The sequence below is a fragment of the Providencia sp. SP181 genome, from assembly GCF_050446505.1.
Lineage (GTDB): Bacteria > Pseudomonadota > Gammaproteobacteria > Enterobacterales > Enterobacteriaceae > Providencia > Providencia vermicola.
Genome location: NZ_JBBPXM010000002.1, coordinates 326424 through 338717, shown reverse-complemented (window position 1 = coordinate 338717; position 12294 = coordinate 326424). Strand labels below are relative to the sequence as shown.

Annotated in this window: 17 protein-coding genes; 9 read left to right on the top strand and 8 right to left on the bottom strand. The window is 35.7% G+C overall.

Features of this window, described 5'->3' with window-relative positions; translation table 11 throughout:
- Positions 1-28: 28 nt before the first annotated feature.
- On the bottom strand, positions 29-160 hold the full coding sequence (gene mgrB / locus AABS66_RS04905) for a PhoP/PhoQ regulator MgrB (protein ID WP_371007564.1): 132 nt from the start codon (positions 158-160) through the stop codon (positions 29-31).
- A gap of 349 nt (positions 161-509) precedes the next feature.
- Here mgrB and AABS66_RS04900 point away from each other — a divergent pair, with 349 nt between their 5' ends.
- Together AABS66_RS04900 and yidA are read left to right on the top strand one after the other, a co-directional pair.
- Positions 510-893: a helix-turn-helix domain-containing protein gene (locus AABS66_RS04900; protein WP_206086481.1), complete on the top strand. Its 384-nt coding sequence runs from the start codon at positions 510-512 to the stop codon at positions 891-893.
- A 226-nt stretch (positions 894-1119) separates the two neighbouring features.
- A complete protein-coding gene (gene yidA, locus AABS66_RS04895; RefSeq protein ID WP_206086479.1) occupies positions 1120-1932 on the top strand; it encodes a sugar-phosphatase in 813 nt (270 codons plus the stop codon).
- 47 nt (positions 1933-1979) lie between these two features.
- On the opposite strand, the gene yddG is transcribed toward yidA, so the two are convergent.
- Together yddG and AABS66_RS04885 are read right to left on the bottom strand one after the other, a co-directional pair.
- The gene (yddG, locus tag AABS66_RS04890; RefSeq protein WP_206086477.1) at positions 1980-2876 is read right to left on the bottom strand and encodes an aromatic amino acid DMT transporter YddG; all 897 of its coding nucleotides are present in this window, start codon (positions 2874-2876) and stop codon (positions 1980-1982) included.
- 162 nt (positions 2877-3038) lie between these two features.
- Complete coding sequence (locus AABS66_RS04885) at positions 3039-4499, bottom strand: alanine/glycine:cation symporter family protein (RefSeq protein WP_206086469.1); 1461 nt, start codon at positions 4497-4499, stop codon at positions 3039-3041.
- A 598-nt stretch (positions 4500-5097) separates the two neighbouring features.
- Here AABS66_RS04885 and AABS66_RS04880 point away from each other — a divergent pair.
- Both AABS66_RS04880 and AABS66_RS04875 read left to right on the top strand, forming a co-directional pair.
- A complete protein-coding gene (locus AABS66_RS04880) occupies positions 5098-5349 on the top strand; it encodes a DinI-like family protein (RefSeq protein WP_206086467.1) in 252 nt (83 codons plus the stop codon).
- Between the two features lie 357 nt (positions 5350-5706).
- Positions 5707-6078, top strand: coding sequence for a hypothetical protein (locus AABS66_RS04875; protein ID WP_241016902.1), 372 nt, complete (start codon positions 5707-5709; stop codon positions 6076-6078).
- 57 nt (positions 6079-6135) lie between these two features.
- Here the strand turns inward: AABS66_RS04875 and AABS66_RS04870 are convergent, their stop codons facing one another.
- Positions 6136-6507, bottom strand: coding sequence for a hypothetical protein (locus AABS66_RS04870; RefSeq protein ID WP_430224621.1), 372 nt, complete (start codon positions 6505-6507; stop codon positions 6136-6138).
- Positions 6508-6785: 278 nt separating this feature from the next.
- Between AABS66_RS04870 and AABS66_RS04865 the strand changes: the two genes are divergently transcribed.
- Positions 6786-7010: a HEAT repeat domain-containing protein gene (locus AABS66_RS04865; RefSeq protein WP_206086463.1), complete on the top strand. Its 225-nt coding sequence runs from the start codon at positions 6786-6788 to the stop codon at positions 7008-7010.
- 165 nt (positions 7011-7175) lie between these two features.
- The gene (locus AABS66_RS04860) at positions 7176-7526 is read left to right on the top strand and encodes a hypothetical protein (protein WP_206086461.1); all 351 of its coding nucleotides are present in this window, start codon (positions 7176-7178) and stop codon (positions 7524-7526) included.
- A 54-nt stretch (positions 7527-7580) separates the two neighbouring features.
- On the opposite strand, the gene AABS66_RS04855 is transcribed toward AABS66_RS04860, so the two are convergent.
- A complete protein-coding gene (locus AABS66_RS04855; RefSeq protein WP_430224620.1) occupies positions 7581-8084 on the bottom strand; it encodes a DUF1543 domain-containing protein in 504 nt (167 codons plus the stop codon).
- A gap of 269 nt (positions 8085-8353) precedes the next feature.
- Between AABS66_RS04855 and AABS66_RS04850 the strand changes: the two genes are divergently transcribed.
- Positions 8354-9505: a pyridoxal phosphate-dependent aminotransferase gene (locus AABS66_RS04850; protein ID WP_430224619.1), complete on the top strand. Its 1152-nt coding sequence runs from the start codon at positions 8354-8356 to the stop codon at positions 9503-9505.
- 61 nt (positions 9506-9566) lie between these two features.
- On the opposite strand, the gene AABS66_RS04845 is transcribed toward AABS66_RS04850, so the two are convergent.
- Positions 9567-9911 carry a DMT family protein gene (locus AABS66_RS04845; RefSeq protein WP_206086451.1) on the bottom strand — a complete coding sequence of 115 codons (345 nt, stop codon included), beginning with the start codon at positions 9909-9911 and terminating at the stop codon, positions 9567-9569.
- A 127-nt stretch (positions 9912-10038) separates the two neighbouring features.
- On the opposite strand from AABS66_RS04845, the gene AABS66_RS04840 reads away from it, so the two are divergent.
- Both AABS66_RS04840 and AABS66_RS04835 read left to right on the top strand, forming a co-directional pair.
- Positions 10039-10530, top strand: coding sequence for an N-acetyltransferase (locus AABS66_RS04840; RefSeq protein ID WP_206086449.1), 492 nt, complete (start codon positions 10039-10041; stop codon positions 10528-10530).
- 87 nt (positions 10531-10617) lie between these two features.
- Positions 10618-11400 (top strand): class I SAM-dependent methyltransferase, encoded by a 783-nt coding sequence (locus AABS66_RS04835; protein WP_206086447.1) that lies wholly within the window; start codon positions 10618-10620, stop codon positions 11398-11400.
- 54 nt (positions 11401-11454) lie between these two features.
- On the opposite strand, the gene AABS66_RS04830 is transcribed toward AABS66_RS04835, so the two are convergent.
- Complete coding sequence (locus AABS66_RS04830) at positions 11455-11856, bottom strand: hypothetical protein (RefSeq protein WP_206086441.1); 402 nt, start codon at positions 11854-11856, stop codon at positions 11455-11457.
- Between the two features lie 98 nt (positions 11857-11954).
- Positions 11955-12293 carry a GlpM family protein gene (locus AABS66_RS04825; protein ID WP_206086439.1) on the bottom strand — a complete coding sequence of 113 codons (339 nt, stop codon included), beginning with the start codon at positions 12291-12293 and terminating at the stop codon, positions 11955-11957.
- Between the last annotated feature and the right edge of the window lies 1 nt (position 12294).

Genomic DNA, 12294 nt, shown 5'->3' with positions numbered 1-12294 from the left:
ATCAAGTATTGTGCATTAAAAAGCAAATTCAAAATGGTAACAAGTCGGTTACACGACAAATTCCAACAATAAAGTTATCCCCACCTTGATCGCACACGTTATCCATAGCAAGTAAGTAAAGAAACAAGCAAACTAACAAAACACTCACGGTGATAACAATGATACGGCTGAACACTGGGCATTCCTTCAGAATAACAAAGATGATTTTTATCTTTCAAATGATTACAATGCTTATGCACTATCATTTTATGACTGTGCATTTTGGCTGCATTGCGGGTAAATTTTCGAATAACGAATAGTACGCCAATTCATTACTTGAAATTTGAGGAAAATAAGCAATTGGCACATCTTTACAATAATTATGCTTATTTTAAGCGCTATCCTTTGTTAACTTATTCTGTTTGTGCTTTTTTTATTCAAAAATTGCTGAATATCGCACAACCAGCCTTTGTCATGGGGAAATGAAGTTGTGTATACTTCTACTACCGTAAAACAAGAAATTATTTGAGATGCCACAAGATAACCACTTAGCACTTGTCTATGCGTTGAGTAAATGGATAGAAGAACATTTGGGTCGAGTCATACATCTAGAAGAGCTCGCAGCCTACTCTGGCTACTCACTTTGGCATATGCAAAAAATATTCAAAGAAGTCACCGGAATTTCCTTAGGAAAATACATTCGCCAGCGCCGTTTAGCAGGGGCTGTTAATTTATTACGTAATAGTAGCCAATCTATCTTTGATATCGCTCTCGATTTTGGTTTTGGTTCCCAATCTCACTTTACCTATATGTTCCGTAAAGAGTATGGCATTACACCCTTTGATTTTAGGCAAAATGACCAAATTCAACTCGATGTAAAACAACCACTGCACTTAACCCGAGAGTATGAGTGAACATGTGTTAATCACATTAATTCTTTGAATTTACTAATTAATGTTCTAACACATTGTCATTTCAACCAAGCATCCAGTTTAATACCTTGAACAGCCGCTGAAATTATGCACTGTTCAAGGACACTTTTGCGTATCCATAACTTAATTTATACCCACTTAGATAATTTACATTCCGAATAATTAGAGTAAGGTACTGTGGTAATGTATTAACTTCAGGAGGCAGTGGATGTCTATCAAACTGGTTGCTATTGATTTAGATGGCACATTACTCAATCCCCAACACCAAATCTCCCCAGCAGTTAAAGATGCCGTCATACAAGCCAGTCAAAAAGGGGTTTATGTTGTACTCGCATCAGGACGCCCTTTTTCAGGGATCGCCCCTTACCTTAAAGAGTTAGGCTTAAATACCGCTAATAACTATTGCATAAGCAATAATGGCAGTGTTATCCATCAAGCTAGCGATGGCAGCCATTTAGTGGAAGTACCGTTAGATTTTGATGATTTTCAGTATTTTGAAGAACTTGCCAGAAATGTAGGTATTCACATGCATGCACTTGCGGACAATACGATGTTCACTGCTAATCGTCATATTAGCCACTACACTGTGATGGATGCCTATCTCACTAATACCCCATTGGTTTATTGTCCTGTCAATGAAATGGACACGTCCCTTGCTTTCACGAAGTTTATGATGATTGACCATCCTGAAACCCTAGAAACAGGTATTAGTTACATTCCTGAAAATGTCTTCGACAATTATGCCTTAACGAGAACCAGCCCTTATTTTCTTGAAATATCTAATAAAGCAGCGAATAAAGGTGCTGCACTTCAGATTATTTGTGAAAAATTAGGCCTTACACCCGATAAAGTCATGAGTATTGGCGATCAAAATAATGATATTCAAATGCTGCAATATGCCAGCGTTTCTGTCGCGATGGAAAATGCGGCTGAGCCCATACGGAGAATGGCAAAATTTGTCACCACAACCAATGAAGAAGATGGTGTGGCGATCGCCATAAATAAATTTATTAATGTGTAATCTCTAAATCAAACAGAAAACAGCCCACCTTTTGAGCTGTTTTCTCTCTATTTAACCTGCTTTTGCCTGGTCGCAAGAAAACAAATAATTGAACCAATTGTTACCATTAATACCCCTTGCCAAAAACCGAGTGTTAATGCAGTACTCAATAAAATGGATGCAAAGGCTGTTGAAATAACGGGTGTGAAATATGAAAGTGTGCCTAAAAAGGCCACATTGCCTTTGATAACAGCGAAAGTCCACAATGCATTCGCCCCACCTGTCGCAATAGCAGCGATAAGGAGAAGCGTCAGGCTATTTGTCGTAAGATTAAATTCACTTGGTGTGCTAAATAAATAAAGAATCCACAGCCCTATTGCCGTCATTATAAAAAATAACACCATTCCATTGTGCCCACCTGAAATACGTTTCGTTACATTGCTATAAAATGACCAGAAGATCGCGCCAATAAAGGCTAGAAAATAACAGAGTGGGTTACTTTGAATATTGGCTAAAATAGACTCAGTGGAAAGTGGCTGATCGCCAGAAATAACCCAGACAAGCCCCATAAACGCAAGAATTAACCCTATAGCAAGTAATACGGTAAAACGCTGGCGATTAAAAAAAACAGCTAAAGCGATAGTAAAACTTGGCCATAGATAATTCACCATTCCTAGCTCAATCGCTTGCTGACGATTATTGGCTAAACCCAGTGCTAGCACAAAACATATTTCATAGCTAACAAACAGTAATGTCCCCCAAAATAAATAACGTTTAGGGTATTGTTTTATCTTTGGAAGGCCCATTGCTAAAACTAAAACAATCGAACCAATGGTATACACTAATGCCGCGCCACCGACAGGGCCGAAGTTTTCGCTAACACTACGGATCAGCCCAACCATGGTGCTCCACAATAGGATAGAAATAACCCCATACAGTGTCGCTGCGTATTGACCTAATTTCATGATTTTCTCTGCCAGTTACCCCAAACAATATGTCCGATAACAAAATGGTTATTCTTTTAAAAAACCTTATAGCTCAACACATTGGAATGCAAGCACTTTTCTTTACATAAAAAAAATTCCTAGGTATTACCCTAAGAATTTTATGATTTAATATCTTATTAATTAACGGGAGCTTTCTTTTTCAACCCATTTTTCAACCTGATCTTTTTCCCAAATCCCTTCTTCAAATTGTTTTTTTAATTCAGGATGTTGGTTGATATCAAATGTGGGAATTTTCCCCGCGGCTAATTGTTGGTTGTAATCTTTGGCTAGTTTAAATGCGATCCCCGATAATAAAAGAATTGCAATGAGGTTTGTCACAGCCATTAACCCCATAGATAAATCAGCTAACTTCCAGATAAATGGCATTTCAGCCAACGCACCAAACATCACCATACCAAGTGCCGCTATACGGAAAATAAATAGCCCCGCAGTATGGTTATTCTCCAAAAAGATCATATTACTTTCTGCGTAAGCATAATTTGCAATGATTGACGTAAAAGCAAAGAAAAATATCGCAATCGCAATAAATGTGCTCCCCCAACTTCCCACCGCTGATGACAATGCTAACTGTGTCAATTCAATGCCATTAATTTTATCAACCCCACTATCTAATACCCCAGACGATAAAATAATAATCGCTGTTGCGCTACAAATCACGATTGTATCCATAAAGACCCCAAGCATTTGAATATATCCTTGGGAAGCTGGATGAGGTGGGTAAGGAGAGGCTGATGCTGCTGCATTTGGTGCTGACCCCATTCCCGCTTCATTAGAAAATAAGCCCCGCTGAATGCCTTGAGTCATCGCTTGGGCGACACCATAACCCACTGCGCCTCCTGCAGCTTCTTGTAGCCCAAAGGCATTACGAATAATCATCATAAACACATCGGGTAAGCGTTCGATATGGTGTCCAACAACCCAGAAAGCTAAAAGCAGGTAAGCGAGCGCCATAATAGGTACAACAAGCTCTGCCACTTTTGCTATTGATTTTAATCCACCAAAAATAATCACACCACTCAGAATAACTAAGCTGATACCGACATAAAGTGGGTTGAAGTCAAAAGCAACTGCGGTCGCTTGAGCGATTGAATTAGCCTGAACGGCATTAAATACTAACCCAAATGCAATAATAAGAAAAACAGAAAAAAGGATACCCATCCAACGTTGATTCAGGCCCTTTTGCATATAATAAGAAGGCCCGCCACGATAGTTTCCTTGGTCATCTTTTGTTTTATACAGCTGTGCTAGTGTACATTCGACAAATGACGTTGCCATTCCAAGTAAAGCCACTACCCACATCCAAAATATCGCACCAGGCCCCCCTGCTGTTAATGCGATAGCGACACCCGTTAAATTTCCTGTTCCAACGCGCGCTGCTAGGCTGGTACATAATGCCTGGAATGAAGAAATCCCAGAACTATCAGATTGTTTACTATTTTTCAGAATACCAAACATATGACTAAAATGCCTAATTTGAATAAAACCTGAACGAATCGTGAAATACAACCCTGCACCGAGTAGCAAATAAATGAGTAGCGAACCCCAAATAATATTCGTTAATGAATTTATAAATTCTATCAAATTACTCTCCTTTTTTATTAAATAAGCTAACGTAACTCGTTAGCAATTAATTTTGCCCCATATCAGCTAAACATTTAAATATAACCACTAAAATAAAAACAAAAATATAATTAATGTAAAATCCAATCTGTCATGAAATTATATTTTTTTATCTTTAATGTAAATTCATTTCTCTTCTCACTGTTCATTAACCGCCAAAAATACAAAAAACCCAATTAAGCCAAATGCAGAAAAAATAAAATAATCAAAAAAATCAAAGGTATAAAAACAAGAGAAAATTACCCGACTTAAAAAATCAATCGTTTGATTTTTAGCTGATTATTTAAACCATTAACTATTTTAGTTAATGGTTAATCTTAATTCATTACATAAAATTAAATTAAATTTATTATTTTAAATATAAAACTTGCTTTTAAATTAAATTAAAAATAAGCAATAACCATTTTTATTTTAAATTTAAAATAGTGCTATTTTATTATTTCATAAAAAAACTCAGCACCTAAAATCACATTATGACAATCAAAAAACGAATATTGCTTATACTTTCTGATAACAATACACTGAACGTAAATTCGCTTTATTGACAAGAGGTTAACATATGGAAATTACGATTAAAGTATCTGATGACTCAATTGAACAGCTCCCTGCTAAAACTTATGATGCGTTTTGTGCAGAGCTAAAAGCGCGTGTTTTAGAGGTCTACCCTAGCAGTAACTTATTGATCACCCATGATAGTGGGCCAACAACTTTCTCAACTAAGGGTTTTCATAACGATAATGAAGCTCATATCGTTTTACATGAGCTTGTTGAAGATGTTTTAAAACACGGCCATTGGCTAAAAAATAATTAATCACCATTATTCACAGCAGCTGACAGTCGCTTTATAGCAACAGTCAGCTTCTTATCTCTTCCCTCCCAACTTTTATCTTCATATCCCTAAAGCCTGATCAAGATCATAGTTAACAAGGTATTTTCACTCTCTTCACTAAAATCGCTTTACCCTTAATCGTTATATGATAAAGTATATAACGTAATTTTCATTTACATTGCTTTTGCTAATTTATAGCGGCCAGTATTTATACTGGCTCTTTTTTATGAAATGGTGCGAAATGCAACACAACATCCCCGTTTTAGTCCTAATCTGCTATAGTAATTTCTAGATATTATTTAGAATAACTATTCATTGAGTGCAAACAGAGGTATGACTATGAAGCGTTTATTACTGGCTCTTTGCCTGTCACCAGCTATAACCATGGCAGCCAATGCCCCTTTAAATATTAGTGAACTGGCCAAGGATTATTGTGAAATAACAGGTCAAGCGCTAAACGAAGCATACAGCACTAACAAAAGCAGTAGTGACCTAACCCTTGAAACAATTGCAAAATTAAAAAATGAAAATGTCGATTTGAAAAAGCTGGAGACAGTTGAGACAGACCTTCGCCAAAACCTCACATCCGCTATTGATGCAATTCGTAGCAATAAATCTCAGTTCAAGAATGACGAAGAGTTTGCTAAATCATTAAATGACTCAATCTCTGCGTGTAAAATTCAAACTGAGTTACTCCTGAACAAGTCGTAATCAGAATAAATCTCATCGAGATAAGAGCGCAACAGTAAAATTGCGCTCTTTTTCATATTAAGGTGCTTTAGCACATAATTTTTCTATTGATAATTTTAGCTCTGATGTTTCACTCACAATCAGTTGAGTATGCTCTGAAATTTTACCTTCTTGCACACTCACGTTGGCAACGAATGGAAGCATCTCATCTTGCGAAGACGTACGATATAGCCCACAAACTCGGTAGCTATTTCCCTCTTTATATTCACTCTTCAAAGCGATTCTGACGTCCTTAAATGTAATCTCGCCTGATTGGTTTAACTTCTTATCTACCAACTGCTTAGCTGTACTTTCAATGTCTGAATCACCAATAGTGCTATAAAAATGATAGGCAAAAACCCCCAGAGCTAACAATAAAACGATCAAGAGCTTTGTTTTTATACGTTTCAACCAGTTATCCTTCATATGATATGTTTGCTTAACTCATTATAATGACATACGTGCCATAACAGTGAACAAAATGAGCCTTTGAGGTCGCTAGTTTGTGACTTCTTGTACGCATTTTATTATTTAATAACCAATAACATTTTTTCATGAAAATCATTTATTTTCATTAGCATTAGTTGTTTTTATATTATTTTATTAATCATTGATAAAAAAAACATTTTAAGTTTTTTCTTATCGATTTATACTTAACACATTCCAATATCTTTATTGCTAATTAATTTATGAAAGAAAAAATCGTTAAAAATTTAGTTGAATTAACTTATGGTACAAACAATGATGTTAAAATCGCAGCAATTAATGCACTCGGTGATTATAAATGTTCTATTGAACAGCAACATGCCATAGACCGCTTATTAAATCTATGCGACGATTACAATAAAGATATTGCTGTTGCATCAATCACCTCACTCAGCAAACTTGCTAAATTCTTTTCAGAAAACCCATAAATTAACGGTAATTTAATTATTTTAACAATTCATCTTCATTATGAAGAAATAATGAATTAAAGTTGTATGAAATATGATTTATTCATTTATATAAGTAAATTAAATTGAATTAATTTATTTAACTGCCAATATAATAATTAATAAATATTCTAAAGGGGATTAAATATGAATATTCTTAAACCGTTAATTATTTCGACAAGTTTATTGGCAGCAAGTTTCTCAACATTCGCATATCATGGTGATGGCTACGGAAATAGTAATGGTTCTTGGCATCGAGGCGGGTACCAAAATCAGCAACAGTATAATAATCGCCCTTGCGATAACTATCGCAATAATAACTATAATAGACACCACCAAGGTATGATGCAATATTCAACGTCAATACAAACAAGTCAACCAGAAGAAGCTCTTAAAAAAATAGTTGCAGATGTTCCTAAAGGTGAAAACGGCAAACAATATATGGTTAAAGTTGCCGTGGTCGAAATCACACCGAATACACCAGTACAAGCCCAGTAATTGAAAACTCAGGGTAGTAAATGCTACCCTGTTAGTTATTTGACCTGATTATTCTTACAGGCCAATAGGCTGATAACCTTGCAACTGTGGGACAAAGTGTTCTCCCTGTTTGTTTTCTGTTAGGTGAATATAAAAATCACCAACTTGCTCTAGGAATACGCAGTCATCCACATCTTTCAAATTATCTTTATGTTGTTGTTCACTGTTAACTAGCAACTTTTTAATTGCCTTTTGTTTTGCATCATCCGCTGTTTTCGCAACAAAAAGATCAAACTCATGTAATTCTGCTAAGCTGTTTGGAGTATACCCGCCGACATTAACAAAATATAATTTATGGCTAGTTTTTGATGGTTCTCGGCTTAGGATCACATCAAAACCATCAGCCCATGTAATAACTGCATAGCCGTCAATATGAATCTTATCTTTATCACCAAACCAAGCTTCTCTCAATGTAGGCCAAGCATCCTCTGGTTTTTCTGCAATAACAAACTGGATATCGTGAACCTCTATATTTGATTTGCCTGCATTACCACCAATGTAAAACATAAATAATTTCATTCTTACTCCAATTTACCACCTTGTTATATAATAAATTATATAACCATTAAAATTCAATTTGCAATCTTCCATTTTGCAGAAAATAACAACCTAAATTTTTATCTATGGTTTTCATCATATTAGCTTTATTAGCATTACTCCTTCTACCCGAGATCACTATCAGCAACATAAAAAGTGAATAAAAAGTCATTTTAACCATATAATTATTTACTTTGAGGTTATTTTGAGTAATCTAATGAGCTCAAGAATAATAATTTCAGGGAATAATTATGGATCGTCGTTCATTTCTAAAATCCACTTCATTAGTAGCAGGTGGATTAGCGCTAAATACATTTATAAATCAAGCTTCTGCTAACACAGCATCGGTAAAACTACCTGATGCTAAGCATCCTTTATTGCTTAATTTCAATGAAAACTCATTAGGGATGTCACCAAAGGCTAAAGATGCAATTATTGCCGCGTTACCTAATTCTTTTCGCTATCCTGACGATGCTAGAGCTGAATTAATCACCAGTATTGGCTCTCTTTATGATTTATCTGATAAACATGTCAGCATCGGTAATGGCTCATCAGAAACCATTCAAGCCACTGTTGCCATGTTGGCAAATAAAGCTAGAAACCAAGGGATCAAAATTCAACTGGTTACCCCTGATCCTACATTTAATTATGCCGAGCTGTACTCACTTCCACTTGGTGTACAAATTACAAAGGTTCCTCTAAAAGCAGATTTATCTTTTGATTTACAAAAAATGGAGCAAGCGGCAAATAATTTTGATGGTTTATCCATGATTTATATCTGTAATCCAAACAACCCGACTGCCATGATTACCCCTCATAGCCAGTTAGATGGCTGGATGAGTAAAGCTCCCGATAACCAATTTTTTATTGTTGATGAGGCTTATGCTGAGTTTGTCGAAGACCCTAGCTTTGTCAGTGCAATAGAATTAGTTAAAAAAGGCCAAAAAAATCTTATTGTTACACGAACATTTTCAAAAATATTTGCGCTAGCGGGATTACGTGTTGGTTATGGAATAGCGATACCAGAGGTTACTACTGCCGTAGATGAATTTTTATCTATTGATAACACAAATACAGCAGGGGCTGTTGCTGCCCTCGCCTCATTAAAAGATAAAACCTTTATCGCAAACAGTCTTAAATCCAATAATTTATCGCGTAAAATTGTCGAAACTGCACTAAAAGAAATTGGACTCGAATATGCCCCATCACAGGCAAACTTTATTTTCCATAAAGTAAAAGGTGATGTAAAAGCCTATAAGCAACGCATGGCAGATGCAAATGTGATGGTAGGAAGAGAATTCCCACCTGCTGTAGGCTGGAACCGTTTAACATTAGGAACTCCTGAAGAAATGGAACAATTCGTCACAGTCCTAAAAGAATTTCACAAAAAAGGTTGGGCATAACATAGCCCCTCCAGCGCTACCAAAATAAAAGGAACAGGTATTGATCTCCCCCTTTTATTTTTTAAAAAGGGCCTTTGAAAATAAAGAAGGCCCCCACAAAAATAAGGGCAAAACCAATAATATGATTAACTGTTATACTCTCTCCTAAATATAAAACTGAAAAGAGCACAAAAACACAAAGAGTGATAACTTCCTGCATTGTTTTCAATTCTGCAGCACTATAAAACTGATGCCCCAACCGGTTTGCAGGTACAGCAAAGCAATATTCAACAAAAGCAATTAGCCAACTAAAAAATACCACCACATATAAAGGTTTCGTCGTAAACTTCAAATGTCCATACCAAGCAAACATCATGAACACATTTGAAATGATAAGTAAAAATACAGGATATAATTTTGCTAGCATGTTAATTTCATAGTAAGAAGATAATTTTCATCATTATGAAATGAAAAAATCACGATTTCAATAAGGTGTAATTAGGCTAATTATTTCATTCTAAAATTTATTTCAGCTAAGACAAATGGAGAGTTAAATGTTTATTCAATATCGCTTAATGGATCTGACAGATAGCCTCAAAGTCGCTCATTTATTACAAGCTAATGCCCCTTCTAACCATGGTGAGCTTCTTGGCGAATTTCCACTTCCTAAGGTTAAGGATATGTTGATGGGAAGCACAGGAACCATTATTGCGGTAGCGGCTCAAGACGTTATCGGTGTGGTTTTTAGCTTTAGGTCGTCATCGGCCACACTACCCCCTTTAGCTTCATTTATTATCGAACAGTTTCCTCACCTAGTTAAAAATAATTGGTTTTATGGGCCTGTTTGTATCAATAAAGAATACAGAGGCAAAGATATCCTCAAAACTTTATATGACAAAGTTTGCGCACTCAATACAGGTAAACCCGTTGCTTTTATTAACACAAAAAATTTACGTTCATTAGCGGCTCACCAGAAATTAGGTATGAGTGTTGTCGCTAACTTTATTTTCGATGAAATAGAATACTATTTAGTTATCGGCAGATAATTTTTTAGTACCATCTAGTACATTTTTATTTTAATTTGCTCACGTTTTGATAAACTAGATACATTATTGTATTAAAGAGTACATTTTATGACAGATTTTCTTACTGTAAACCAAAAGGCATGGGACAAACAGGCAGAGTCGCAACAAGCTTGGTCGACACCTGTGGATTCACAAACTATTCATGATGCTAAACAAGGTCACTGGCAAGTTCACCTTACCCCTACCCCAGTATCAAAAGATTGGCTAGGTGATATTAAAGGGAAAAAAATTCTTTGCCTTGCATCTGGCGGTGGTCAGCAAGCTCCTGTATTAGCAGCTGCGGGTGCTAAAGTTACCGTTTTTGACTTTTCAATAAAACAACTTGAACAGGATATAATGGTCGCAGAACGCGATCATTTAACATTAGAAACTGTACAAGGTGATATGCGTTCGTTATCTATGTTTGCTCGCGAAGAATTTGATATTATTTTCCACCCTATATCTAACCTATATATTCCAGATGTAAATCCTGTATGGCAAGAATGCCATCGTGTATTAAAAACAGAAGGAAAATTATTATCTAGCTTTTTTAACCCCGTAGTTTTTATTGGCGACCGGGATAAAAAATACCATGAGCAAGGCCTTATAAAACCAAGTTATACTATGCCTTTTTCGGAATTAAGCACTTTATCTGAAGAGCAAATTGCATACAAGACTGAACACCAAGAAGCCTTTGTGTTTGGCCATTCTTTAAATGATTTAATTGGTGGACAAATTAAAGCTGGCTTTCATATTGCAGGATTTGAGGAAGATTGGCAGCCACATCCACGTTTTATTGTTGACCGTTATTTACCAACATTCCTATCAACATTAGCGATTAAAATTCGCTAAAAATCCTACATTAGTTAGACTGTTGGCTAATCAATGTTAATTTTCTAAGATAGGCTATTCACCACGGTGGCAATAGCGCTCCCAAACAGATTCAAATTGTTCAGGGGGAATAATATCATCTGTCTTTTCAACAAATGGAATTGAAATCATCACCTTACCCGTTTTATTCTTATGTAGCCTAACAATAAATCGCTTATAGCCATGGGGTAATTCATTTTCAAAACCAAAGACTTCACCGCAATAGTATCCTGTTTCCTCACCTTCATCACTTTTCGTTAGTACATAATATTTTACATTTTTGTACGTTGCTGCCGACGGATATGCCAAGAAGTCTTCAACTGAGCTTCTCACTCTACTATCCGTATCTAATTCTGGGTCAATAGTCACTTCGGTCATGATCCCCGCTATGTATGCACACCCAGCAACAAGTAATAGAACTAAAGATCTTAATAACATTTTATATAGATAATCCATGAGAAAACAGTAAACATCATTATAGTTTATACTTATTGTTTTGCGACCTCAAAGCGAATCAGGCCATTCATTTTTATAATCTACTGAATAAGTTGCCAAATATAAACTAAAATAGCAGCAGTAATTATCCATATTATTGTTGCTAAACTCAAACTACCCCAAGCCGTCATTTTCGTTGCAAATATATAAACTGTAAGTAGATACATAGCATAAGGAATTAATGACCATAACCCAAATAATGCAGTTTTTCTTAATGCCTCAGTGCCTTGCTCCTGCACAACAATCACATGTGCGATAAGCGCAAAAGTTGGAAATAAAGGCACCAATCCAGCAATATAATAAACTTTACTCCGTGAAAATAATGCAATGATAAGTACAGCTACAGCACCAATTAGACATTTTAAGAATAATGAAAACATA

Bases quoted from the DNA above. Each gene is read 5' to 3' on its own strand.
- AABS66_RS04860 (WP_206086461.1), top strand. From the start codon at position 7,176: ATGAATATTCTTAAACCGTTAATTATTTCGACAAGTTTATTGGCAGCA.
- AABS66_RS04830 (WP_206086441.1), bottom strand. From the start codon at position 11,856: ATGTTATTAAGATCTTTAGTTCTATTACTTGTTGCTGGGTGTGCATAC.
- AABS66_RS04845 (WP_206086451.1), bottom strand. From the start codon at position 9,911: ATGCTAGCAAAATTATATCCTGTATTTTTACTTATCATTTCAAATGTG.
- AABS66_RS04835 (WP_206086447.1), top strand. From the start codon at position 10,618: ATGACAGATTTTCTTACTGTAAACCAAAAGGCATGGGACAAACAGGCA.
- AABS66_RS04865 (WP_206086463.1), top strand. From the start codon at position 6,786: ATGAAAGAAAAAATCGTTAAAAATTTAGTTGAATTAACTTATGGTACA.
- AABS66_RS04880 (WP_206086467.1), top strand. From the start codon at position 5,098: ATGGAAATTACGATTAAAGTATCTGATGACTCAATTGAACAGCTCCCT.
- yddG (WP_206086477.1), bottom strand. From the start codon at position 2,876: ATGAAATTAGGTCAATACGCAGCGACACTGTATGGGGTTATTTCTATC.
- yidA (WP_206086479.1), top strand. From the start codon at position 1,120: ATGTCTATCAAACTGGTTGCTATTGATTTAGATGGCACATTACTCAAT.
- AABS66_RS04850 (WP_430224619.1), top strand. From the start codon at position 8,354: ATGGATCGTCGTTCATTTCTAAAATCCACTTCATTAGTAGCAGGTGGA.
- AABS66_RS04900 (WP_206086481.1), top strand. From the start codon at position 510: ATGCCACAAGATAACCACTTAGCACTTGTCTATGCGTTGAGTAAATGG.
- AABS66_RS04840 (WP_206086449.1), top strand. From the start codon at position 10,039: ATGTTTATTCAATATCGCTTAATGGATCTGACAGATAGCCTCAAAGTC.
- AABS66_RS04855 (WP_430224620.1), bottom strand. From the start codon at position 8,084: ATGAAATTATTTATGTTTTACATTGGTGGTAATGCAGGCAAATCAAAT.
- AABS66_RS04875 (WP_241016902.1), top strand. From the start codon at position 5,707: ATGAAGCGTTTATTACTGGCTCTTTGCCTGTCACCAGCTATAACCATG.
- AABS66_RS04825 (WP_206086439.1), bottom strand. From the start codon at position 12,293: ATGTTTTCATTATTCTTAAAATGTCTAATTGGTGCTGTAGCTGTACTT.